General features: G+C 63.6%; 21 protein-coding genes and 1 pseudogene. 13 read left to right on the forward strand and 9 right to left on the reverse strand.

Annotated features, from left to right (window positions below):
- Positions 1-22: 22 nt before the first annotated feature.
- From IHQ72_RS04735 to IHQ72_RS04750, 4 genes are read left to right on the forward strand one after another with little or no spacing between them, the layout of a single operon-like run.
- The gene (locus IHQ72_RS04735) at positions 23-1,522 is read left to right on the forward strand and encodes a COG4223 family protein (protein WP_258121407.1); all 1,500 of its coding nucleotides are present in this window, start codon (positions 23-25) and stop codon (positions 1,520-1,522) included.
- A gap of 10 nt (positions 1,523-1,532) precedes the next feature.
- Positions 1,533-3,113, forward strand: a complete 1,581-nt coding sequence (locus tag IHQ72_RS04740) for a heme biosynthesis protein HemY (protein ID WP_258121408.1) — start codon at positions 1,533-1,535, stop codon at positions 3,111-3,113.
- A 45-nt stretch (positions 3,114-3,158) separates the two neighbouring features.
- A complete protein-coding gene (locus tag IHQ72_RS04745; protein ID WP_095495563.1) occupies positions 3,159-3,638 on the forward strand; it encodes a tellurite resistance TerB family protein in 480 nt (159 codons plus the stop codon).
- Between the two features lie 11 nt (positions 3,639-3,649).
- The gene (locus tag IHQ72_RS04750) at positions 3,650-4,366 is read left to right on the forward strand and encodes a glutamine amidotransferase (RefSeq protein WP_258121409.1); all 717 of its coding nucleotides are present in this window, start codon (positions 3,650-3,652) and stop codon (positions 4,364-4,366) included.
- A 258-nt stretch (positions 4,367-4,624) separates the two neighbouring features.
- On the opposite strand, the gene IHQ72_RS04755 is transcribed toward IHQ72_RS04750, so the two are convergent.
- Entirely contained in the window at positions 4,625-5,440 is an 816-nt protein-coding gene (locus IHQ72_RS04755; protein WP_258121410.1) for an oxidoreductase, read from the reverse strand.
- A 94-nt stretch (positions 5,441-5,534) separates the two neighbouring features.
- Complete coding sequence (locus IHQ72_RS04760) at positions 5,535-5,891, reverse strand: hypothetical protein (protein ID WP_258121411.1); 357 nt, start codon at positions 5,889-5,891, stop codon at positions 5,535-5,537.
- A gap of 206 nt (positions 5,892-6,097) precedes the next feature.
- On the opposite strand from IHQ72_RS04760, the gene IHQ72_RS04765 reads away from it, so the two are divergent.
- Positions 6,098-6,529, forward strand: a complete 432-nt coding sequence (locus tag IHQ72_RS04765) for a winged helix-turn-helix transcriptional regulator (protein WP_258123729.1) — start codon at positions 6,098-6,100, stop codon at positions 6,527-6,529.
- Between the two features lie 106 nt (positions 6,530-6,635).
- On the opposite strand, the gene IHQ72_RS04770 is transcribed toward IHQ72_RS04765, so the two are convergent.
- From IHQ72_RS04770 to IHQ72_RS04795, 6 genes are all read right to left on the reverse strand, one after another.
- Positions 6,636-7,877: an MFS transporter gene (locus IHQ72_RS04770; RefSeq protein WP_258121412.1), complete on the reverse strand. Its 1,242-nt coding sequence runs from the start codon at positions 7,875-7,877 to the stop codon at positions 6,636-6,638.
- A gap of 271 nt (positions 7,878-8,148) precedes the next feature.
- Positions 8,149-8,610 carry a Ros/MucR family transcriptional regulator gene (locus IHQ72_RS04775; RefSeq protein WP_258121413.1) on the reverse strand — a complete coding sequence of 154 codons (462 nt, stop codon included), beginning with the start codon at positions 8,608-8,610 and terminating at the stop codon, positions 8,149-8,151.
- Positions 8,611-8,757: 147 nt separating this feature from the next.
- Entirely contained in the window at positions 8,758-9,462 is a 705-nt protein-coding gene (locus tag IHQ72_RS04780; protein WP_258121414.1) for an ROK family protein, read from the reverse strand.
- A gap of 17 nt (positions 9,463-9,479) precedes the next feature.
- Positions 9,480-10,856, reverse strand: a complete 1,377-nt coding sequence (zwf, locus tag IHQ72_RS04785; RefSeq protein WP_258121415.1) for a glucose-6-phosphate dehydrogenase — start codon at positions 10,854-10,856, stop codon at positions 9,480-9,482.
- Between the two features lie 16 nt (positions 10,857-10,872).
- A complete protein-coding gene (gene gnd / locus IHQ72_RS04790; protein WP_258121416.1) occupies positions 10,873-11,889 on the reverse strand; it encodes a phosphogluconate dehydrogenase (NAD(+)-dependent, decarboxylating) in 1,017 nt (338 codons plus the stop codon).
- 33 nt (positions 11,890-11,922) lie between these two features.
- Complete coding sequence (locus IHQ72_RS04795; RefSeq protein WP_258121417.1) at positions 11,923-14,325, reverse strand: glucan 1,4-alpha-glucosidase; 2,403 nt, start codon at positions 14,323-14,325, stop codon at positions 11,923-11,925.
- A gap of 201 nt (positions 14,326-14,526) precedes the next feature.
- Between IHQ72_RS04795 and IHQ72_RS04800 the strand changes: the two genes are divergently transcribed.
- From IHQ72_RS04800 to IHQ72_RS04815, 4 genes and pseudogenes are all read left to right on the forward strand, one after another.
- Positions 14,527-15,540 (forward strand): substrate-binding domain-containing protein, encoded by a 1,014-nt coding sequence (locus tag IHQ72_RS04800; protein WP_258121418.1) that lies wholly within the window; start codon positions 14,527-14,529, stop codon positions 15,538-15,540.
- Positions 15,541-15,651: 111 nt separating this feature from the next.
- Positions 15,652-17,105, forward strand: a pseudogene (locus tag IHQ72_RS04805) (sugar ABC transporter ATP-binding protein).
- 1 nt (position 17,106) lies between these two features.
- The gene (locus IHQ72_RS04810) at positions 17,107-18,087 is read left to right on the forward strand and encodes an ABC transporter permease (RefSeq protein WP_258121419.1); all 981 of its coding nucleotides are present in this window, start codon (positions 17,107-17,109) and stop codon (positions 18,085-18,087) included.
- A 3-nt stretch (positions 18,088-18,090) separates the two neighbouring features.
- Positions 18,091-19,038, forward strand: coding sequence for an ABC transporter permease (locus tag IHQ72_RS04815; RefSeq protein ID WP_258121420.1), 948 nt, complete (start codon positions 18,091-18,093; stop codon positions 19,036-19,038).
- 288 nt (positions 19,039-19,326) lie between these two features.
- Here the strand turns inward: IHQ72_RS04815 and IHQ72_RS04820 are convergent, their stop codons facing one another.
- Positions 19,327-20,139 carry a response regulator transcription factor gene (locus IHQ72_RS04820; protein WP_258121421.1) on the reverse strand — a complete coding sequence of 271 codons (813 nt, stop codon included), beginning with the start codon at positions 20,137-20,139 and terminating at the stop codon, positions 19,327-19,329.
- A 113-nt stretch (positions 20,140-20,252) separates the two neighbouring features.
- On the opposite strand from IHQ72_RS04820, the gene IHQ72_RS04825 reads away from it, so the two are divergent.
- From IHQ72_RS04825 to IHQ72_RS04840, 4 genes are all read left to right on the forward strand, one after another.
- Positions 20,253-21,389 (forward strand): ABC transporter ATP-binding protein, encoded by a 1,137-nt coding sequence (locus IHQ72_RS04825; protein WP_258121422.1) that lies wholly within the window; start codon positions 20,253-20,255, stop codon positions 21,387-21,389.
- Complete coding sequence (locus IHQ72_RS04830; RefSeq protein WP_258121423.1) at positions 21,370-22,533, forward strand: ABC transporter substrate-binding protein; 1,164 nt, start codon at positions 21,370-21,372, stop codon at positions 22,531-22,533. The genes IHQ72_RS04825 and IHQ72_RS04830 overlap by 20 nt, the downstream gene beginning before the upstream one ends.
- A 76-nt stretch (positions 22,534-22,609) precedes the next feature.
- Positions 22,610-23,473: an ABC transporter permease gene (locus IHQ72_RS04835; RefSeq protein WP_258121424.1), complete on the forward strand. Its 864-nt coding sequence runs from the start codon at positions 22,610-22,612 to the stop codon at positions 23,471-23,473.
- A complete protein-coding gene (locus tag IHQ72_RS04840; RefSeq protein ID WP_258121425.1) occupies positions 23,473-24,282 on the forward strand; it encodes an ABC transporter permease in 810 nt (269 codons plus the stop codon). Before IHQ72_RS04835 ends, IHQ72_RS04840 begins: the two co-directional genes overlap by 1 nt.
- Positions 24,283-24,290 lie beyond the last annotated feature (8 nt).

Below are 24,290 nucleotides of genomic sequence, written 5' to 3' on the forward strand. Positions count from 1 at the left end.
GCGAATTTTGCGGAGCCTAAGCATGGTCAAGACGCCGAAGATGCGGCATTCGAAAAGCCGTCGCGAGCCGGTGACCATCGAACTCGAACCCGGCGCTGTCTCGCGCGTTGCCGACGAGGATGCCGCCAACGGGCGGACCGACGAGGCGAAGGCAGAGGAAGCGGCAAACGCGTCGCAGCCGGAAGCGCCTGAAGAACCCGTGCATGCCGACCAGACCGACATCGAGCCGTGGGAACATGCCGACGCGGCCCCGCCGGCCGGCTCGGAAGAGCCGGCAGAGGGCGGCGCCAAAGGTCCCGAAGGACCCAAACCGACCTATCCGGCCGGCTCGGAGGGGTCCGCGAACCGGGCCTTCGACTACAGTTTCGACGACGGATCCGCCAAAGCCAGCGGGACGGGGACCAGCAGCGGGACCGATGAAGCGCCGAAAGAAACCCAGACAGGGAATGAAGACATGGCAGCGCAGCCGAAGCGTGGCGGCATCAACGGCATCGCTGCCGGCATTATCGGCGGCGTCATCGCGCTCGCTGCCGCCGGAGGGCTGCAGTTTGCGGGCCTGCTCGGCGCGCCAGGAGCTGGCGATGTCTCCTCGGGCGGCGTGTCGCTCGATGGCATCAATGGCGAAATCGCTTCGCTGAAGAGCGAGATCGCCGGGCTCAAGGACACAGCCGGCAACAATGATGTGTCGGCCAAGGTGGACGGGCTGTCGTCGGCGCTGGATCAGGTCAAGACGGATGTCGCGGCGCTGAAATCGGCGGTCGAGCAGGGCGGAGCAGGCGACACTGCCGGGCTTGCAGGGCTTGGCGACAAGGTCAGGCAGATCGAGACGGCGGTCGCTGCCCTTGGCCAGGCCGGCAATACGGCGCCGGTCGATCTCGGGCCGCTCAACGAAAGGCTGGCCGGGCTCGACGCGGCGGTAAAATCCGCGGGTGAGACGACGACGGCACAGGACCGCCGGCTTGCGGCGCTGGATCAGTCGGTGGCGCAGCTTTCCGGCAAGGTCGAAGCACAGGCCGGGCAGCCGAAGGTTGCGCTCGCCATCGCCGCATCGGCGCTGAAGGCAGCCCTCGACCGCGGTGCGCCATTCGCCGCCGAACTCGAAACCTTTGCGGCGATTTCACCGGATGCGCCCGAGATCGCAGGCTTACGTGCCTACGCCGAAAAGGGCGTTCCGACCCGTGCGGAGATCGCCGCCGAAATGCCTGCCGCCGCCAATGCCATGGTCGCTGCCTCAGAGCCCGTCGACCAGAATGCCGGCTTCCTGCAAAGCCTGCTGTCGAGCGCCGAATCGCTGGTCAAGGTCAGGCCGATCGGTGCCGTCGAAGGTGCTGGCGCTCCGGAAATCGTCGCCCGCATGGAGGTGGCGGTCAATCAGGACGACTACGCCAAGGCGCTCAGCGAATACGATACGCTGCCCGAGCCGGTGAAGGCTGCCGGCGCCGATTTTGCCGGCAAATTGAAGGCGCGGATCGAGGTCGAGAAGCAGGTCGACGCGCTGATATCAGGTGCGATGAAGGCGTGAGGAAAACCCGATGATTCGCATTCTGCTTTTCCTCGCCGTCGTTTTCGCGCTCGGCCTGGGTTTCGCCTGGTTGGCCGACCGGCCGGGCGAGATGGTCGTCACCTTCAGCGGCTATCAGTATCAGGTCAGCCTGATGGTGGCGGCGGTGGCGGTTGTCGCCGTGGTTGCCGCGGTGATGATCGTCTGGTGGCTGCTCAAGTCACTGTGGAACAGTCCCTACACCATCTCGCGTTATTTCCGCGTGCGCCGTCGCGATCGTGGCTATCAGGCACTGTCGACCGGCATGATCGCCGCCGGCGCCGGTGACGGAGCGCTTGCCCGCAAGAAGACCAAGGAAGCGGCAAAGCTGATCCGCTCCGACCAGGAGCCGCTGATCCATCTGCTGAAGGCGCAAGCTTCGCTGCTGGAAGGCGACCATGAGGGTGCGCGCGAAAAGTTCGAGACTATGCTCGACGATCCGGAAATGCGGCTGCTCGGCCTGCGCGGGCTTTATCTCGAGGCTGAGCGCCTCGGTGATCGCAACGCGGCGCGGCACTATGCCGGCCGTGCCGCGGTGATGGCGCCGCAACTGGCCTGGGCCGCCGAATCGACGCTGGAAGACCTGACCGGGCGCGGCGACTGGGACGGCGCGCTGAAACTGGTCGACGCGCAGAAATCGACGCGCCAGATCGAGCGCGACGCCGCCAACCGGCGTCGCGCCGTGCTGCTCACCGCAAAGGCGCAGTCACTGATCGACAGCGATCCCAATGCCGCCAAAACCGCTGCTCTCGAGGCCAACCGGCTGCGGCCGGATTTCGCCCCGGCGGCGGTCGTCGCAGCCAAACTGCTGTTCAGACAGAATGATGTGCGCAAGGGCGCGAAGATACTCGAAGCGGCGTGGAAAGCCGAGCCGCATCCGGAGATCGCCGAGATTTACACACACGCCCGGCCGGGCGATGCCGTGCTCGACCGCCTGAACCGGGCGAAGAAGCTGCAGGAGATGAAGAAGAACCACGCCGAATCCTCGCTGGCGGTGGCGCGCGCCGCGCTCGACGCGCAGGACTTTTCAACCGCCCGTAAAGAGGCCGAGGCGGCCATTCGCATGGATCGCCGCGAAGGCGCCTATCTGCTTCTGGCCGACATCGAGGAGGCCGAGACCGGCGATCAGGGCAAGGTGCGGCAGCTTTTGTCCAAGGCAGTGCGTGCACCGCGCGATCCGGCCTGGGTTGCCGACGGCGTCGTCTCCGAACGCTGGGCGCCGGTGTCGCCGATCACCGGCAAGCTAGACGCCTTCGAATGGCGGGCGCCGATGGAGCGGCTCGGCCAGCTCATCGACAGTGACGAGGACGCGCCGGACGTCGCGGTGCCGACCATTGCGGCGCCTATCAAGCCGGCAAAGGAAAATGTGATCGAGCTGAACCCCGCTGGTTCGGCCGAAAGACCGGCCACCGCGACGGCATCGGAAAGCGGCGAAGACGATGTTACGCCGGTCACCGCGACGGATGCGGAAGCCGTCGAACCGGCGGAGGAACTGGCCCGGCTGCCCGACGACCCCGGCGTCGATCCGGACGACGAAGACCAAAAATCACCACGCAAATTTCGATTGTTCTGATTTGGCTGAGCTTGATAGTTTTGGCCGATGGGAAGTAAGAATCACATGTTCGAACGCGTTCTGTCGTTTCTGAAGGACCTGCCGGCAGCTGGCAGCGCCCGCAACAACGCCGATGATCCGCGCGTTGCCGCATCCGCCCTTCTCTACCATGTGATGAGTGCCGACGGCGTGCGTCAGGATGCCGAATGGGAGCGGTTCAAGGCGGTGCTGGCGGAAAGCTATTCGATCAGCGGCGACGAGCTCGACGCGCTTGCCGCCGCCGGCGAGCGGGCCGACAATGAGGCGATCGACCTCTACGCCTTCACCAGCGTGTTGAAGCGCCAGCTCGATCCAGACGCGCGAAAAGCCTTCATCGGCCTGATGTGGGAAATCGTCTACGCCGATGGTGAATTGCACGAACTCGAGGACAATATCGTCTGGCGGGTCGCCGAGCTGATCGGCGTCGAACGCCACGACCGCGTCGAGGCACGCCGCAAGGCGGCCGCCGAAGCGCCGGGCGCCACTGGAACGTCGAGCGACGAATAGACGGGATCCCGATGCCATCCATGCCGAGGCCGAGACCAAAAATCCTGATCGTGCTGCATCAGGAGAGTTCGAGCCCCGGGCGCGTCGGCCACATGCTTATCGAAGAAGGCTTCGACCTCGATCTCCGCTGCCCGCCGCTCGGCGACACCTTGCCGGAAACACTGGACGGTCACGCCGGAACCGTGGTGTTCGGCGGACCGATGAGCGCCAATGACGAGGACGATTTTGTCCGCCGCGAGACCGACTGGCTGAAAGTTCCGCTCAGGGAGAACCGGCCGTTGCTCGGCATCTGCCTCGGCGCGCAGATGCTGGTCAACCACCTTGGCGGCAAGGTCGAGGGTCATGGCGAGGGGCTGGTCGAGATCGGCTGGTATCCGCTGAAGGCGACGGAGGACGGCAAGAAGCTGATGCACTGGCCTGAGATGGTCTACCAGTTTCACCGCGAGGGCTTCTCGCTGCCGAAGGACGCGACGCTGCTGGCGACGGCCGAAACCTATCCCAACCAGGCCTTTCGTTATGGCGACAATGCCTGGGGCATCCAGTTCCATGGCGAATTGACCAGGGCGATGATGCAGCGCTGGGTCGTTCGCGGCGCGCATCGCTTCGAGTTGCCCGGCGCGCAGCCCGGCCGCGACCATCTCGGCGGCCGGCTGATCTGGGACATGCATCTCAAACGCTGGCTCGGCGAATTCCTGCAGACGATTTTCGGCAGGCGCGTGCGGTCCTGATCTAGTTTCCGTCTATAAAACGCAAACTGTTGATCTAATTTTGTAAATCGCCGTTTTTGGCGTACGAGGCTCTGCGGCTTCAGGCATCCGGATTCGTACCACCGATTCCAAGTCCAGCCACCGCTGGAGCCCGACAATGGGCCAAAGGTTGCGTCAAGGCCACCGGACCGGCAAGGTCTGCCTGCCGAGCGGTGAACCGAGCGACAGCAGTCTGCTGTGGCCTGCCGGTTCGACCGAAGCAGGACGTCATGGTCGACGTCAGACCGGCAGCCCGTTCTGCTTTCGCAGGCTCTTGTCGAATGCGGATGCCGGGACGAAACGGCGCAGGAAACTGACCTGGCGCGCCATTTTTCCCGCCGCATAGCGCCTTCTCGGAACGGATTCGGTCGCTGCTTTCAACACCGTTTCGGCTACGATTTCCGGAGCATCGCCTGTTTCGATCGCTTTGCGCAGGATCACATCCATGCCAGCGCGCGCAGCGTCATAGATATCAAGCAACTGGTCCGGCCTGGCGAGATTTTCTTCAAACGACGTCCGCGTATAGGCGGGCTCGACCAACACGACGCGAATTCCGAAAAGGCGCAGTTCGTGGTCGAGCGATTCGGAATAGCCTTCGATGGCATGTTTGGTCGACGCATAGAGCGCGGAATAGGGTGCTGGGATTAACCCCAATACCGAACTCAAATTGACGATCCTGCCCGTTCCTTGACGGCGCATTGTCGGCAGAACCGCGTTGGTCACGCGGAGTACGCCGAAGACGTTCACGTCGAACAGCGCCTGAGCCTGGACTGTCGAGGACTCCTCGGCGCCGCCGAGCAAGCCGATGCCGGCATTGTTGACGAGCAGGTCGATACGCCCGGCCTTAGCCAGCACCTCATCGACCAGTTTCGCCACCGACGCGTCATCGGTGACGTCGCAGGTCAGCATGGTAATGCCGTCGGATCGTTCGGCGACCGCGCGACGGCTTGTGCCGAACACGCGAAAGCCGGCGGTCTGCAAAGCAATGGCCGTTGCGCGCCCGATGCCGGTGGATGCCCCTGTCACCAGGGCGACGCCAGGATTGGTCTTGTTCATGGAAGTCACTTCTTTCTTTGTGTTGGATTGGCGGCTGCAGGCATGCGCGCCAAATGGAGATGTGGCGCACGCCCCGGCGATCCGATGAGGGGCATTACTCGGCAAGGGCCCCAGTTCGCTGGTTGGACACCGACCCCAGCTCGGTGACGGTAAGCTTGTCGCCGGAGCGCGAAATCTCGAGGCTTTGCTCAGGTTCGCCCAATTTCCGCGGCACGGATATCGTAGCCGACTGCCCTTCGGCGAGCGTGGCCGAGAAGCGCACTGGGAGCCCGGCCTCACCATCGGCTATCGTTGCGATCACCCGATAGCCGTCATTTTCGTCGGTGTAGTGTAAGACGCCGCGAAAACCGCCGAGATCGATACTCTCCCCGGCCATGACCGACAGCTCGCCGGCATACAACGGAGACGCGGCCAGGAAGAATGCCGCCACGCCACCGATGAGGTTGATCATTGCGACGCTCCGTTTGGATGGTGCCGATCTCGGCTGGCCCGCGGCGATGTGATGTGCCGATTGCACGAGCTGACGGTTGCGTTCCGGATGGGCTACGCCAAGGTTGGTCCTGTTCATGGAAGTCACTCCTTTCTTTGTGCTGGATTGCATCTCAAAAGGATGTTACTATCATTTCGATATGAAGTCACTATCAAAATGGTATGAACATGAAAAATCTTTCCGATGCCTCTTGCCCGATCGCCCGCGGCCTGACCTGCGTCGGCGATGCGTGGAGCATGTTGATCCTTCGCGACGCGAGCCTGGGCCTCACCCGCTTCGACGAATTCCGGAAAAGTCTGGGCATCGCCCCAACCATCCTGACCCGGCGGCTGGCGACGCTGACGGAGGAGGGACTTCTGGAAAAGCGACGCTACTCGGAGCGGCCTCCGCGCGATGAGTACGTGCTGACCGCCGCCGGCCGCGATTTCTTGCCGGTGCTGATCTTACTGGGGGCGTGGGGACGCCAGTACCGTGGCGAAGGCAGGTTGGCGCGATACATCGACGCTGAGACAGGAGCAGAAATCGAGCCGGTAGCCGTGGATGCTGTCACAGGGGCAAAGATCGGCACCCGCGCGATACGCGTTGCAGCGCCCGAATAGCATTCGTCCGCATCGATGGGAGCTGAGACGTGGCAACAGCGGGGTCATTCGGCGTTCGCCGGGCCCGAACCCCCGATCAGTGCGCCCCGGATCAGTGCGCTCTGGTTCAGTTTCGCCCGTTGAGGTGGCGCACCTTGCGCAGCTGCGGGAACAGCACCGCCCACAGCCCGGCGACAACGACCGCGCCGACGCCGCCGATCACCACCGCAGGCACGGTGCCGATCAATGCCGCCATGGTGCCTGCACGGAATTCGCCGAGCTCGTTGGAGGCGCCGACGAAAACCTGATTGACGGCGTTGACGCGGCCGCGCACCTGGTCCGGCGTCCACAGCTGGATCAGCGTCTCTCTGATGTAGACGCTGAACATATCGGTGGCGCCGAGCAAGGCGAGTGCTGCGATCGACAACCAGGTGATGGTGGAGAGGCCAAACAGCACGGTAAAGGCGCCGAACAGCGCGACGAAGCCGAGCATGACCACGCCGGTGTGGTTGCGGATCGGATGTCCGGCCAGCCAGATGGCAACGCAGATGGCGCCGATGCCCGGTGTCGAGCGCAACAGTCCCAGGCCCCATGGGCCGAGATCGAGGATGTCGCGCGCATAGACCGGCATCAGTGCCGTGGCGCCGGACAAAAGCACGGCGAACAAATCGAGCGAAATGGCGCCGAGCACGATCTTCTCGCTCCAGATATAGCCGAATCCGGCAAACAGGGTCTGCATCGTCGGCCTGTCGATTTCGCTGCGCTGGGCAGGCTTCGGGATAGTAAAGACCAGCACCGCGGCGACAAACATCAGAACGGCTGCGGTGCCGTATGCCGCTTCCGCCGAAAGCCCGTAGAGCAAGCCACCGGCGACCGGTCCGACGATGGTCGCCGTCTGCCAGGCTGACGAATTCCAGGCGATCGCGTTGCCGAAATCCTCAGGTGGCACGAGGTTGGCGAACAGCGACGCTGCCGCCGGTCCGAAGAAGGCGCGCGCGATGCCGAACATGGCGAGCACGCCGAAGATCAAACCCGGCCCGCTAAGGCCGCGCAGCGTCAGCAGCAGCAAAACCAACGCGCAGATCGCCTCCAGCAGTGCGGTCAGCGCCATGATCAGGCGGCGGCCGAAACGGTCGGCGACCACCCCGGTGACCAACACCAGCAGCAGCGAAGGCAAGAACTGGACAATGCCGACAAGGCCGAGATCGAATGGATCGCGGGTCAGGTCGTACACCTGCCAGCCGACGGCGACGGATACGATCTGGGTGGCGAAGGTGGAGAGGAAGCGTGCCGCCCAATAACTCAGGAAGGGTTTGTGCCGGAAGGCGGCATAGCGCCGGTCGGGCGATGGATGGGCTTGCGATGTCATGATTTTAGGCCCCGTCGTGATAGCATCGGCCGGCGGGGCACTTCCACGACGGGCGCTGGTCCGGACAAGAAGCCTTTAGCGCAATTCGGCGCGGGGCGCGCGCAAAAACCGGCGCTGGATCAAGGATTTTCGGGCTGCCATGCTAATCGCATATGGCAAACGCGCTCGGCGGAGGTGGAGAGGCTATCGGGCGCGCAGGTCGAGTTCCTTCGCGCCCCCCTCTGTCCTGCCAATCTTCGAGGCTTCCGTTTGCCGGGCTTCGAACGACGTGTCAGACCGTGGCTTTGGGCTTCCTGGTCTTCTTCACCGGCGCCGGCGGGGCGGCCTTGCGGCCAAGGCCGATCGCCTTCGCCAGTTGCGAGCGCGAGGCCGCATAGGTGGGGGCAACCATCGGATAGTCGGCCGGCAAGCCCCATTTGGCGCGGTAGGCATCCGGCGTCAGCCCGAAATGAACGCCGATATGGCGCTTCAGGGATTTGAACTTCTTGCCGTCTTCGAGGCAGATGATGTAGTCCGGCGTCACCGATTTCTTAGGATTGACGGCGGGGATCAGCGGCGCTGCCGCCGGAGCGGCGGGTTGTCCGAGTCCACTTATCGACGCGCTGACGCTGGCGATGAGATCGCCGAGGCCGGAAGCGGGCAAGCGGTTCTTCTCGACGTAAGCGGACACGATGTGAGCAGTCAGCTCGAGAAGGTCGATGTCCTTGCGGGCCTTGTTGCTGTCGTCGGTCAATCTATTTTCTCCGTTAGTGGGGTCGCAGAATTCCTAGTCGGCAAATCTGCGCAACGCAATGACGCCGCACCACGCCACACATTATTTTGAATAACAATACTAACGGCCGGGCCAGATCAACAGGTCTGATCCCAAACCGCTATAATATCAGACAATCAGGGATTTGTCGCGCCACAGTCGAAATCCCCCTTCGAAGGCGCGTGTGTTGTCGCCGCGCCTGCAACCGGCAGGCAATTCGTCTAACTCGTCGACATTGCCGCCGCCGATGACCACATAGTCAGGCTGCATGGCGGCGCGCAGCCGCTCGACGACGTCGAAGACGTGTTTGCGCCATTTCTTCTTGCCGCGCTTTTCAAGGCCGCGTTCGCCGATATAATCCTCAAAACTGCCGCCCTTCTTGTAGGGGAGATGCGCGAGTTCCATCGGCTGGGCGACATTGTCGACAATCATCGCAGCACCGAGCCCCGTCCCGAGGCCGAGGAACAGCATGCGCCCGCCCTCGTAGCTGCCGACGGCCTGCATCAGCGCGTCGTTGACGATTTTCACCGGCTTGCCGAACTGCGTTGCGAAGTCGCATCCGACCCAGCCCTTGCCGAGATTGGCAGGGTCGGTCAGCGGCCTGTTGTGATGCACCGGGCCGGGATAACCCATCGAGATGACGTCGTAGGGCAAGCCATCGGCGAGCGTCTGCACGGCCGCGATCATCTGCTGCGGCGTCAGGCCGGGTCCGGAATCGGTTCTGCGCTCCTCGCCGCCGGCGCTGGTGAGGATCTTGACGTGGGAGCCGCCAATATCGATCGCAAGCACGATCTTTTCGCTGTCCGGTGCAGGCTTTCTCGCCGCTTTGGCCATTGCGTCGCCTCTCGAGTTCATTTCGCCGGATTGATCCAGCCGTTCGGCGGTCCGAATCCGGCCATCGCATCGGCAGGACCCCATGTCCCCGGCTCATAAAGCTGCGGCGGCGTGGTGTCGCCAAGCACCGGGCCGACGATCCGCCAGGCGAGTTCGCTGGCGTCCTGGCGGGTGAACAACTGGCCGTTGCCGTTCATGGCGTCGCCGATCAGCCGCTCATAGGGCGGCATGTCGCCCTTGCTGTCGTCGAGCGCGGTGAGTTCGACCTGCTCGCCGATCATGTCGTCACCGGCGGCTTTGCGTTGGGCGCCAATCGAGATCGCTACCTGTGGGTCAATGCGGAAGCGCACGTAGTTTGCGTCGCCCGGTTTGATCGGGTCGAAGACGTCGAGCGGCGGCCGCTTCAGCCGGACAACGACCTCGGTGGCGTGCACCGGCATTGATTTGCCGGCGCGGATGAAGAAGGGCACGTCCTGCCAGCGCCAGGTGTCGACGAAAAACCGCACCGCCGCGAACGTCTCGACCGGCGAGTTCGGCGCGACGCCCGGCTCGCTGAGATAGCCTTTGAATTGGCCGCGCACGACATCGTCCTTGGTCAGCGTCCGGATCGCCCGCAGCACCTGCACCTTCTCGTCGATAAGATCGTCGGCCGAGCGACCAACGGGCGGCTCCATGGCAAGCAGCAGCAGGATGTTGAGCAGGTGGTTCTCGATGACGTCGCGGATGCAGCCGACCTCGTCGTAGAAGCGGCCACGGCCCTCGACACCGAAATCCTCGGCCATGGTGATCTGGACGCTCTCGACGAAATTGCGATTCCAGATCGGCTCGAGGAAGGAATTGGCGAAGCGGAAATAGAGCAGGTTCTGGATAGCCTCCTTGCCGAGATAATGGTCGATGCGGAAGATCGACTTTTCGTCGAAGACCAGATGTAGCACCCGGTTCAGCCAGCGCGCCGATTGCAGATCATGACCGAAGGGCTTTTCCACCATCAGGCGTGCGCCCTGGGCGGCGCTAGACTGCTCCAGACCCTGGATGACCGTCTCGAACATGGTCGGCGGCACCGCCAGATAGTGCAGCGGGTGCTGCGCGGTTCCCAGCGCGTTTTTCAACTTCTCGAATGTCGCTACGCTGCGGTAGTCGCCGCTGACATAGCGAAGCAGCGAGGCAAGTTTCGCGAAGATTTTTTCGTCGACCTTGCCGACGGCTTTGACGATGCCGTCGCGGGCGCGCGCCTGCAACTGCTTCAGGTCCCAGGCGTCGAAGGCGACGCCGATCACCGGCTCGGTCAGTGTTCCCTTGGCGACCATGGCGTAAAGTGTGGGGAAGATCTTCTTGTGGGCGAGATCACCGGTCGCCCCGAAAAGCACCAGCGTGTCGGACCGTTCCTGGCTCATGAGCGTGTCTCCCCCGTCACGAGCCGGTCTTCGGCTTTTCGACATGGCCGCCGAAAGCATAGCGCATGGCGGACAAGAGCTTGTCGGCGAATTCGGATTCACCTTGCGAGGAGAACCGGTCGAACAGGGCCGAGGACAGAACCGGCGCCGGCACACCGGTGTCGATCGCCGCCTTCAGCGTCCAGCGGCCTTCGCCGGAATCCGAGACCCGTCCACCGAACTGCGTCAGCGCCGAGTCGGCCTTCAACGCGCCGGCCGTCAGGTCGAGCAGCCAGGAACCGATGACGCTGCCATGCCGCCAAACCTCGGCTACCTCGGCGACATCGATGTCGAACTGGTAGTATTGTGGGTTTTCGAGCGGGCTGGTTTCGGCGTCCGCCGTCCGCTGCCTCTTGCCTGCATTCGCCGCTTTCAGGATGTTCATGCCCTCGGCATAGGCGGCCATGACGCCGTATTCGATGCCGTTGTGGACCATCTTGACGAAATGGCCGGCGCCGCTCGCTCCGCAATGGAGATAGCCGAAGGGCGCGGTTCCGGCACCCTTTTCGGTGGCAGGCGCGGCGGCATCGGCCCCTGGCGCCAGCGTCGCGAAGACCGGGTCGAGATGCTGGACCGCGCCGTCGGGGCCGCCGATCATCAGGCAATAGCCGCGCTCGAGGCCCCAGACGCCGCCGCTGGTGCCGACATCGACATAGTTCAGGCCCTTGGAGGCGAGGTGTGCGGCCTGGTCGACGGCGTCGTGGTAGTAGGAATTGCCGCCGTCGATGATGATGTCGCCTGGCTCCATCAGCGCGGCCACCTGCTCGACGATCTTGCCAGTAATCGCCGCCGGCAGCATCAGCCAGGCGCTGCGCGGCTTGGTCAGCTTGCCGACGAACTCCTCCATCGAAGCCGCCCCGATCGCGCCGTCCTTGACCAGTGCGGCGACGCTGGCCGGGTTGATGTCATAGACCACGCATTCGTGGCCATCGCGCAGCAGGCGCCGCACCATGTTGGCGCCCATCCTGCCCAGTCCCATCATTCCGATCTGCATGTTTCTCGTCCTGGTTCTTGAGGGATAGAAGATCTATTGGTTATCCAGCTTGTCGATACCGATGGAAAAGTCGACCTTCTCCCAACAGCCAGCATCGGGCCAGAAAAAAGTAAAGACGATCGTATTGCCCGGCGGAACATCGGCAACGGGCAGGTCCGTGAGTTGGATGCCGAAGGCAATCTCGGTCGTCTCCGTGTCATGGACGGTCGCCCAATCGTCGCTGCTCCAATGCACCACCGCCCGGGCCAGCAGTTCGAGGCGCAGCATCTTGCCAGCGGGCATGGTGCGGAGCTTGTGGTTGAAGCGCCATGTCCGGCGCGGCGCCACGGTCCTGTCTTCGATGTAGCGCTTCACGCCTTGCGGCGGCATGTCGAAGACCGCGCCGTCACTGAGCGAACGCAGCAGCTTTATGTGCTCCGAATGTGCCCAGACCAGCGGCATGGCGCTGCCCGACGGTCCACAGTGCCGCAGTTCGCGTTCCGGCATGTCGGGACCATCCCAGACCTGTTCCGGCAGCAGGCCGCCGGGCCCGGCCGAGCCTTCAAACGTCTTCAGCAGGCTCGCTGCTTTGTCCTTGCGCCCCGCCGCCAGTTCGTAATGGGCGCGCTCGCCGACCAGCAGCGGCCAGGGCCGGCCCTGGCCGGTCCCGTCGAAGGGCGCGCCGTCGGCGTGTTCGCCATAGCCGTCGCCGGTATAGCGATACCAGACGGGCCCCTGCGGCAGGTCGCAGCGCAGCCGCGCGTCGATGACCTTGACTGTGTCGACGATGCGCGGATCGTCGGCGGCCCTGAGGCCGAAGCGAACGAGCGCCAGCGCATCCGGGCTGACGATCGCCTCGGCCGGCCGGTCCGCGTCGCCGGGCGGCCGGTTCTTGATCGGCACGTAGCCGTCCTTCGGCGAGGCCGCACCGGCGGTGTCAGGCGGAGCGACGCGGACGTAATAGCCTTTGACACCGACCTCTTCGCCGAGTGGAGTGCTGGTGACATAGGTCCAGCGCTCGATCTGGTCGTTCCAGACATCGGCGGTTTCACGCAGATAGTTTGCCGGCTCTCCTTTGCCACAAATGTCGAACATGTCCGCCGCGGCGAGCAGGGCAGCGATTTCGACGGCGAGCGTGAACGGGCTGTAGCCGGCATCCTCTTCCCAGCGGTCTTCGCCGGTGGCGGGGCCATTGCGCACGACGAAAGCAGCCGCGCGTTCGACCATCGGCATGAAGGCGAGCAACCTGGCGCGCGGCAGGTGCCCAGCCCGCCGCAGCGCGTCTGCAAGCAGCAGTGGGAAGGCGCATTCGTCCATCTGGATGCCGGGCCAATAGGGAGACCCGTCGAGCCAGGCGTTCTGCGGCCAATGGCCGTCCGGCTGCTGGATGGAGCGGAGATAGGCGAGGATCTCAAGCGCTTGCGCCGGATCGCCGGCGGCCAGGAAGCCGCCCGCGGTTTCGACCAGATCGCGCGGCCAGACCAGATGATAGCCGCCGAGATCGTCGTCGCCCATGCTGAAGCCCCATGGGATCGACAGGCTGGCGACGGCTGCTCCGTCGGATGAGCGGTGTGTCGCCAGAACCGCCGTGCTGACGCGATAGGTGTTGATCCCTGCTATATGCCGGTCCAACGGCAGCAAGCTAGCCTGCCAATCCCGCCATTTCTCGACATACGATTTGGCTGCTGGCTCAAAGCCTCGCTTCAGGCTGGCGGAAGCATTTTCCGCCGCCTCTTGCGGCGTCGTTCCGAAACCCAGCGCCAGCAAGGCCTTTAGGTTCGCAGCCGAAAAGCCGATCTCCCCGGTCAACGCGACATTGCCGTCTTGGGCCCTGCGGCAAGCCGGGTCGAGCCGGTCGTCACGATGGAGTTGCTGCCAGCCGTCGGAGACGCCGACATAGCCGGCCGAGCATGCTCCCCAGGGCAGCGACGAGGCCAGCGCCAGGCAGACGCCACGTCCCGAGGCAAACAGGACAGGCTTTCCCTCGTAGTCGCCGACCCAGGCGGTGTTGCCCATGCCGGCGTTGACCAGGTGAGGCGCCAGCAGTGCATAGACGCGGTGGTCCGTGCCTCTCAGCAGCGTGAAGCTGATTTCTTGCAGCAAAGCGGGACGTTCCGGGTCCGTAACGATTCGCTTTTCGATCCGGTAGGTGCCATCGGCGGCGGTGTTGACCAGCCTGTAGGCGGGCACTCCATCCTCGAACGGCTCAACGCTGTGCACGGCATCGCGCTTCTCTTCCGAGAAATAACCGCCGGGGCCGGTGACGACCAGCCCCATGTCTCGGGTGCAGGCGCTGTCGAGGCTGGGATAATAGACCTCGTTGAGGATACCGTGGCTGATCGTGAACCAGATAGGGCAGGCCGGCGAAAGCGCGGTTCCGATGCCGCTCTTGGCGCTTGACGTCCAGCGCGCCGGAATTCCGGGTGCGCCCAGCGCATCAGTCGGCGTCGCTGCCATCTCGATTTCGGTCTCCTGCCCCACCCCTAGACCAGGAGCCGAAGCCTTTACAATCATTGCACCGCAAGTTGATCGTCAAACCGTCACCGATCGCTGTTGACAAGTGCGCCCATCTAAATTTGTCTGACAATATTGAAACGAGGGTCGTCATAACAGCCACCAGCAGCCAACAACGACCAGCAATCCATGGGAGGATAACACATGAAGCAAATACTCGTCTTGGGTGCCCTTGCCGCGATGCTCGCGTCAGGCACCGCGTTTGCCGACACCAGCGACAAGAAGATCGCCTTTTCCAACAATTATGCCGGCAATTCGTGGCGACAGGCGATGCTCAACAGCTATGCCATCGTCACCAAGAAGGCGGTCGCCGACGGGGTGGTCGCAGCCGCGGACATCTTCACGACGGCCGACAAGGAAGTGCCGACCCAGGCAGCCCAGGTGCAGAACCTGATCCTGCAAGGCTATGACGCCATCGTCATCAACGCCGCCTCGCCGGACGCGCTCAACGGCGCCGTCAAGCAGGCTTGCGATGCTGGGATCGTCGTCGTCTCCTTCGACGGCATCGTCACCGAGCCTTGTGCCTACCGCGTCGTCGTCGACTTCAAGGACATGGGCAGGCAGGAAGTCGAGCAGATGACCAAGTTCCAGCCCAAGGGCGGCAATCTGCTGGAAATCCGCGGCCTTGCCGGCACGTCGATCGATGACGCCATCCATGCCGGAATTCTGGAAGGCGTTGCCGCCCATCCCGAGTTCAAGATCGTCGGCTCGGTGACCGGCGACTGGGATCAGACCACGGCACAGAAGGCAGTCGCGACGGTCCTGCCGTCGCTGCCGGATATCGTCGGCGTCGTCGATCAGGGCGGCGACGGCTATGGCGCGGCACAGGCCTTCGCCGCCGCCGGCAAGCCGCGTCCGACCATCATCATGGGTAACCGCCAGGATGAGTTGCAGTGGTGGAAGGAACAGAAGGACAAGGACGGCTACCAGACCTGGTCGGCGTCCATTGCGCCGGGCGTATCGTCGCTGGCCTTCTGGGTGGCGCAGCAGGTCCTCGACGGCCGCACGGATGTACCACATGATCTGTTGGTGCCATACCTCGCCTTCACCCAAGATACCTTCGAGGCGGAGCTGCCGAACATCCCCAAGGGTGGTGTCGCCAGTCACGAATACACGCAGGAAGACGCCATCGCGGCGATCAAAGCCAACATCAAGTGAGCGTGGCACGTTGCCAGCTGCATCGCCAACCGGATATCGCTAGGCATGCCTAGGGGTAACGCAGACATCGTCAGACTGGACGGCGCCGAAAAACATTTCGGCGCCGCCAATATGGACATCATCAGACTGGACGGAGCCGAAAAACATTTCGGCGCCGTCCGGGCGCTCGCCGGGGTCGATTTCCACGTCCGGGCGGGTGAATGCGTCGGTCTCGTCGGCCACAATGGCGCGGGCAAGTCGACGCTCATGCACATGCTGGCGGGCACGCTTGTCCCCGACAGCGGTCGGATCACGGTGCGTGGCGCCATCGAGGGCAATTATTCGGTGCCGCGCGCGCAGCAGCTCGGCATACGCTGCGTGTTCCAGGAGCTGTCGCTCTGCCCGAACCTCAGCGTTGCCGAGAACACGCGTATCAACCACCCGGCGCTGCGCGGCCTCAGTTGGCGGCGCAAGGCGGCCGATCTCATCGCCGCCAAGCTCGACGAGATATTCCCGGGTCACAGCATCTCCGCCTCCGATATCGCCAGCGACCTTTCCATCGGCAGGCGGCAGATGGTCGAGGTGGCGCGCGCCTTCACGGTGACTCAGGATCCGCTCGAACTGGTCATCCTCGACGAGCCGACGTCCTCGCTCGACGCGCACACGGCTGGCCAGTTGCTGGCCTTCGTCAGGCGCTTTGTCGCTGGGGGTAAAAGCTGCATCCTGATCTCGCATGTTCTGGGCGAGGTGCTTGGGAATGCCGACCGCATCGTAGTGATGCGCGACGGCAAGGTCGTTGCGTCAGATGCGGCGAACGCTTTCGATCGCGACAGGCTGGTGACGACCATGGGTGGAGCGGAAGCGCGTGAGAAGATCGCAGCCGAAATCGCGATCCAGAAGCCGGAGACGGGCCCGTTGCGGGTCCGAGCCCGCCCGGCGCGCCAACAGGACGGCAACGAACTTGTGGCGCATGCGGGCGAGATCATCGGCCTTGCCGGGCTGGCCGGCCATGGACAGACGGACCTGCTGCTGGCGATCTTTGCTGCCGCGGCGCGCGCTAAAACCGGCATCGAGGTCACCGCGCCGGTGGCGCTGGTGGCCGGCGACCGCCAGTCTACGGGATCTTCCCGCAATGGTCGATTGCGCAAAACATCGGCATCCGTTCGCTGGCGCGATTGCGCAACGGCCTGCTGATCTCGCCGCAACGCGAAGCCGAACTCGCAACGTTTTGGCAAAGGAAAATCGGCATCCGCACCCCCGACATGAACAACAACATCTTCTCGCTGTCCGGCGGCAACCAGCAGAAGGTCCTGTTTGCCCGGGCGCTCGGCTCCGACGCGAAGATCGTGCTGATGGACGACCCGATGCGCGGCGTCGACATCGGCACCAAGCTCGAAGTCTACGACCTTGTGCGCGAAGAGGCCGGCCGCGGCCGCACCTTCCTCTGGTACACCACGGAAACCGAAGAGCTCGACAATTGCCACCATATCTATGTCTTCAAGAACGGCCGGATCGTCGCCAACCTTGGTCGCGACGAACTGACGGAGGAAAAGATCATCCAGTCCTCGTTCGGCGACGCGGCCTGAGATGACGGCAGCACCTGTCGAGACCGGTCCCAAGAGTTCTTCCGAGCGCGGCGCGCTGGCGCGGGCGCGCCTGTTGCGCAGCCTGCTGCCGGCTCTATCGCTGGTACTGGTGCTGCTGGCGATCGCCTGGCTCAACCCGCGCGCCATCAGCTATTTCGGCTTCAGCCTGATGCTCAACCTGGCGATCCCGATCGCCTTGGCGACGATCGCGCAGATGTTCGTCATTGCCGGCAACGAGCTGGACCTGTCGATCGGCACCTTCGTTGGCTTCGTCGGCTGCGTCACGGCGACGTGGCTGAAGGAGGCGCCATTGGTCGGTGTCTTGATCCTGCTCGGGTCGATCGGCGTCTATGCGCTGCTCGGCGCGCTGATCCATCTGCGCAATTTGCCTTCAATCGTGGTGACGCTCGGCATGAGTTTTGTCTGGCAGGGTCTGGCCATCCTTATCCTGCCGAAGCCCGGCGGCAAGGCACCGGACTGGCTGCTGTCGCTCATGGCCTTCAAGCCGCCTCTCATCCCCTTCCCGATCATTGCGGCGCTGCTGATTGCCGCGGTCGTCCATTTCGGGCTGATGCGCACCTCGTATGGTGTGATCCTGCGCGGCTCGGGCGGCAATGCCGCGGCCCTCAGCCGTGCCGGCTGGTCGCTGCTCAAGACCAAGATCGTGCTGTTCGCGTTGACCGGCCTGTTCGGCGTTTTGTCCGGCATGGCCCTGATCGGCATCACCACCTCGGCCGATGCCAATATCGGCAATGGCTACACGCTGCTTTCAATCGCCGGCGTCATCCTCGGCGGCGGCGAATTCGTCGGCGGCCGGGTGTCGCCGATCGGCGCGGTGATCGGCGCGCTGACGCTGGCGCTGGCAGCCTCGCCGCTGCTGACCTTCATGCACATTCCGCCCGACTGGCAGGTGGCCGCCAATGGCGCCATCCTCATCATCGTGCTGGCGGCCCGGGTGCTCATCAGCCGCAGGGAGAGATGAGCGATGGCAACATTGCGATTGCTGCTCGCCAAACCCTGGATCTGGTCCTTCATCGGCGCGCTGCTGGTGTGGCTGGCGACGATTGCCTTCACCGGCGGATATGGCGGCGGCGGCATGATCACAGCGGCACTTTCGCTCGCCGTCTTCACCGTCATCGTCGGTGTCGGCCAGATGTTCGTGATCACGCTCGGGCCGGGCAATGTCGACCTGTCGCTGCCGGCCAATATCGGCCTCGCCAGCGCCGTCGCCATGAAGGTGATGGACGGCAATGACCAGATGATCGCCGTCGGGCTGCTGGCGGCGCTGGCCTGCGGCATGGCGATCGGCGCCGCCAATTATCTCTTGATCTGGGCGCTGCGCATTCCGCCGATCATCGCCACGCTGTCGGCGAGCTTCATCATCCAGTCGATCGACATCAGCTATGGCCGCGGCTTGCAGATCAAGCCGCCGCCGGGCTTTGCCAGTTTCACCAACTGGCAGATTCTGGGTATTCCGGTGCTGGCGATCCTCACCGTGCTGTTCACCATCGGTGCTGCGATCGCGCTGCAGCGCATGATCTATGGTCGCTCGGTGCTGGCGATCGGCCAGAACATCCGCGCCGCGTGGCTGGCCGGCGTCAATGTCGGCCGCATCCGCTTCCTCACCTACTCCCTGTCGGGCACGCTCGGCGGCCTCGACGGGGCGCTGCTCGCCGGCTATTTCCGCGGCGCCAATGTCGATATCGGCAATGAGTACCTGCTGGCCTCTATCGCCGTGGTCGTCATCGGCGGCACGTCGGTGGCCGGCGGCAAGGCCAATGTGCCGGGCGTCTGGGGCGCGGCCCTGTTCCTGGTGCTGCTCTTGACCATGCTCAACACGTTCGGCGTCAGCGCCGGTGTCCGGCTGCTGCTGACCGGACTGATCATCGTCGGCGTCATCACCGCCGCGGGCGGCCAGAAAGCGTTGCGCTGAAGCAGCGTCAGTCAGCCGGTCCTGACAAGAGCCTGCCGGAAACATCCGGTTCCCATCCAGGCCCTATAAATCCCGTCGGCGTTGTCGGCCGTCATCATTTGCGAGCGGTTCGCGTGTCCAGTTTCGTGAGCGTTACAAGGGACGGCGGCGTCGACAAGATCATCGGCCGAGCGGACCGGCAGGGATGTCTTTCGGGTGGCGCCCCCGGCTCAGGCAGATGGCAGCATCCGGCTCCCGGGAAGGCGTTCGCAGGTAAACTGCCTGCGCGAGGCATTTTCGAATCGTCGACTACCGAATCCGCGCGTCCATGATCTCGACGAAACGCGCGAAGAGACCAGCCTGCGACTTGATCTTGAGTTTGCGGTAGATGTTGCGGCGATGAACCTTCACGGTTCCCGGTACGATGCGCATCGCCCTGGCTATCGATTCCGTGGAATGCCCCTGAAGCACCAGATCGACGACATGCTTTTCGCGCGGCGTGAGCGAAAGGTTCTTCCAGATATGTGCACGCTCGAATTCGCTGGCCGGAGCAATCGCCTCGTCCTGCTTCGTCGCTGCCGGTTCGTCGGCCGGAAGGGCGGGCCAGCGCAGCATGGCCAGGCTAATCACCGCCGGCGCCATGTCGCGCAGCAGCCTGGCATCGGCGGTTCCGAAGGGTCCCGAAGCATGCAGTCGCATCAGGGAGACCACCAGCGCGTCCTTTCCCGGCAGCGGCACGAAGAAGCCGACCTCTTCGGCCAGCTTGGTCTGGCTATAGTAGGAGCGGTAATATTCGCTGGCATAGAAGCGGTCCGGCGCCAGCTCGCGCATGCGCCAAAAACCTTCCTTGCGCTCGACCGCCGCGTGGTGGAACGGGTCGAGCAGATAAGGCCCCTCCTGATAGAGCGCGACGAAGACGTGGCTTTCGGTTGGGGAGAACGTCTCGAACAGCAGCGGCGGGCGCGAGGCGCCGCGATAGCCGAAGATCACACAGTGATCGAAGGTGACATGCCGCCGGAGCCAGGTGACCATCGCCTTGCCGAAAAGCTCGCCGCTCGTCTCCCGTGTCGCAGCGATGAGCGCAGCGAGCTGATTGTATTCGTCGCCGCGCGATCCGCTCAATTTATACCCCTTTAAACGAGAAAATAGACCGAATATACCACCTGCGAGGTATATACTAGTCACCGTTGGCTCTGATAGCGTCGCGAAAATCGCCTTCGCTGGAGCCCGCAGCTTTGACCGCAGTGCCAGATATCGAGTTTCGCGGGGTCACCAAACGCTACGGCAGCGTGACTGCGGTCAGCGGCATCGATCTTGCCATCCCGCCGTCTGCCTTTGTCGCCTTGCTCGGGCCGTCCGGCTGCGGCAAGACAACCTGCCTGCGCATGATCGGCGGCTTCGAACAGCCAAGCGAAGGCGCAGTCTTCATCCGCGGCCGCGACATGGCTGGCACGCCGCCCTATCGGCGGCCGGTCAACATGGTGTTCCAGCAATATGCGCTGTTTCCGCATATGGATGTCGAGGACAACATCGCCTACGGGCTGCGCCAGGCGCGGCCGCGGCTGTCGTCGCGGGAGATCAGTCTGAGAGCAGGCGAAGCGCTCGCCATGGTGCGGCTTGCCGGCTACGGCCGCCGCAAGATCCACGAGCTTTCCGGCGGCCAGCAGCAGCGTGTCGCCCTGGCGCGCGCGCTGGTCAACAAGCCCGCGGTGCTGCTGCTCGACGAGCCGCTGGCAGCGCTCGACAAGAAGCTGCGCACCGACATGCAGATAGAGTTGCAGAACCTGCAGCGCGAGATCGGCATCACCTTCGTCCTCGTCACGCACGACCAGGAAGAAGCACTTTCGATGAGCGATTTCGTCTGCGTCATGAATGGCGGGCGCATCGTCCAGCTCGGACAGCCAAGCGAAATCTATGACGAGCCCGCCGACCTCTTCGTCGCGGACTTCGTCGGCAAGACCAATCTGTTGAGCGGCAAGGTCGCCGGGCACTCGGGCAACCTCGTCGAGGTGGCGCTTGCCGACGGTACCGTCATTGCAGCGCGCAAGCGGGCATCGTTGCGGCAGGGCGAAGCCGTCTCAGTCAGCCTGCGTCCTGAATCTTTAAGCCTCGGCGCGGCGGGAAGCGGCCGGCTCAACGGCATTGTCCGCAACCGGATCTTTCTGGGCTCGACCGCGGAATATGCGATCGAGGTCGGCGGTATCGGAACGATGCTCGCCAAGGCCGATCACCTGATCGGCAGTGGAAATCTCTTCAAGCCGGGTGAACCCGTCGCCATCGGCTTTACAGCCGGAACGCCACTCGCGTTTCCCGACCCCAAGAACAACGGGACCAACCAGAGGGAAAACAAACATGTCGAAATCATATCGTGACGGACTGCCGATAAGCCCTGAAAAATTCGTCGATCAATTGATGCGCCTCAAGCGCGGCTCCATCGGTCGCCGCGAGTTCCTTGGCCTCACCGGTCTCGGCGTCGCAACGGCGGTGATGGCCCGCGAACTCGGCATCATGCCGTCGCCGGCCTTCGCCCAGGAGAGTCTTGGCGACCGCATGTCGATCGCCACCTGGCCCAATTATCACGACCCGGCGACGTTCGAGAATTTCAAGGCCGAGACCGGCGTTGCCGTCGAGGTCAATGTGTTCGGGTCAAACGAGGAGATGCTGGCCAAGCTGCAGGCTGGCGCCTCGGGCTGGAGCCTTTTCGTTCCGACCAACTACACGATCTCCACCTACAAGAAGCTCGACATCATCGAGGCGCTCGACATGGCCAGGCTTGCTAATTTCGACGGCTCGCAACAGGACCCACGCTTCACCTCGGAAGGCACGATCGACGGCGTAGCCTACGCGGTTCCGAAGAATTGGGGCACTACCGGATTTGCCGTCAACACCAAGAAGCTCACCAAGCCGATAACGAGCTGGAAGGAATTCTGGGATACGGCCATGGCGGAGGGCGACGGCCGGACCATGGTTCATGATTACCAGCTCACCACGATCGGCAATGCGCTGAAATATTTCGGCTTCTCGTTCAACTCGCTGAAGCCGGACGAGTTCGCCAAGGCGGAGGAATTGCTGCTGAAGGTCAAGCCGCATCTGTTCGCGGTTTCCAGCGATTATCAGCCGTCGATGCGTGCCGGCGACGCCTGGATGACGATGTGCTGGACCAATGATGGGGCGCAGCTCCACCGCGACATTCCCGAGATCGCCTATGTGCTTGGCAAGGAGGGCGGTGAAATCTGGACCGACTTCTACGCCATTCCGAAGGATGCGCCCAACAAGCCCGCCGGCTATGCCCTGCTTAACTACCTGATGGACCCGAAAGTCGCGGTCAAGGAGCACCTGGCCAACGGTGCGCCTTCCACCGATGCGCGGGTCAATGCGCTGCTGCCCAAAGAGGTGCTGGACAATCCGATCCTCTACCCGGCGGCGGAACTGCTGAAGCCGTTGGAATTCGGTGCGGCCACGACGTTGACCGATCCGGGCCGGGCCGAACTGATGGCACGCTTCAAGTCGGCTTGAACCGGCTGGGCCGTAGGTCCGATGCAGGCAACTCACCCGGCGGGCAGATGTCCGCCGGCACCGGGGCGGTTTTTCAATGCGCAGCAATATCCTTCGTCACAATTTCCTGACCGCCCTGCTGCTCGGTCCAGCAACCGCGTGGCTGGTGGTGTTCCTAGTTTTGCCGTTTGTCGCTATCGCCGTTTTCAGCGTCGGCGAGCGGGCGCCGGAAGGCGGCTATCAGGCCGCTTTCACCTTTGCGCAATATGCCAATCTTCCGGCGCGGGCGACTGCCTTCTGGAACACGATGGTGCTGGCGCCGGCGGGCGCCCTGGCCTGTCTACTCGTCGCCTATCCGGTCGCCTATTATCTCGCCTTGCGCGCGCCAGAACGGTGGCGGCTGATCCTGCTTGCGCTCGTCGTCATCCCGTTCTGGACCAGCCTGCTGATGCGAACCTACGCCTGGATGTATGTTCTGGGCGGGCGCGGCATCCCGGCATTGCTGACCTATGTCGGATTTGAAGATATCCGGCTGATCAACACGCCGGGCGCGGTCCTGCTCGGCATCGTCTATGGCTATCTGCCGCTGATGATCCTGCCGATCTATGTCAGCCTCGAGCGGCTCGATCGCCGGCTGCTGGAAGCCTCCGCCGATCTTGGCGCGACGCCGATCTCGACATTCCTTGGCGTGACGCTGCGGCTGTCACTACCGGGTGTGATGACCGGCTTCTCGCTGGTCATGATCCTGCTGCTCGGCGAATATCTGATCCCGACGCTGCTCGGTGGCGGCAAGGTGTTCTTCATCGGCAACGCGTTGGTCGATCTGTTCCTGCAATCGCGCAACTGGCCGTTCGGATCGGCAATCGCGATCACGCTGGTTCTAGTCTCGGTGGTGGTGCTGCTTGCCGCCAGCCGCATTTCGACCCGGCTTTCCGGCGCCCGCCGGGTGGATCTGATCTGATGCGCGCCTTCGTCGTTGCGGTGTTTGCCTTCCTCTACCTGCCGATCGCGCTCGTAGTGCTGTTCTCCTTCAATGCGGGCCGCCACGCCAGCGAGTTCACCGGCTTTTCGGTGCAATGGTACGGCAAGGCGCTGTCGAACCCGTTCCTGGTCGAAGCGCTGAAGAACAGCCTGTTCATCGCCACCACCAGCGCCTTGCTCGCAGCACTGTGCGGCACGGCGGCGGCGCTTGGGCTGGCGCGCGTCGGCGCGCGAACACGGGCCGTCTTCGATGCGCTTTTGGGTGCTGCGATCGTCGTTCCGGGCGTCGTCATCGGCATCTCGACGCTGGTCGCGCTCGTCCAGCTATTTGGGGTCGTCAATCCGTTTCTCGCTTCGTTGTGGCCGAACGACCAGCCGCCACGCCTGGCGCTCGGCTACGGCTCGATCATCGCCGCGCACGGGCTGTTTTCGATGGCTCTGGTGGCGATGATCGTCGGCACACGCCTCGGCAGCCTCGACCGCAATCTGGTCGAGGCCTCGAGCGATCTTTACGCCACCCCGCTGACGACGTTCCGCAGCATCGTGTTGCCGCAGATCATGCCGGCGGTGATCGCCGGCTTCCTGCTCGCCTTCACCTTCTCCTTCGACGATTTCATCGTCGCATTCTTCGTCGCCGGCGCACAGACGACGTTGCCGATCTATGTCTTTGCCTCGATCCGGCGCGGGGTCACGCCGGAAATCAACGCCATCGCGACGATCGTCCTCGTCGCCTCGGTGCTGCTTGTGGTGCTTGCCCAATGGCAATTGCGCCAACGAAAACCAAACTGAGAGTCGCA

Source organism: Mesorhizobium onobrychidis (assembly GCF_024707545.1).
In the GTDB taxonomy this organism is placed as follows: domain Bacteria; phylum Pseudomonadota; class Alphaproteobacteria; order Rhizobiales; family Rhizobiaceae; genus Mesorhizobium; species Mesorhizobium onobrychidis.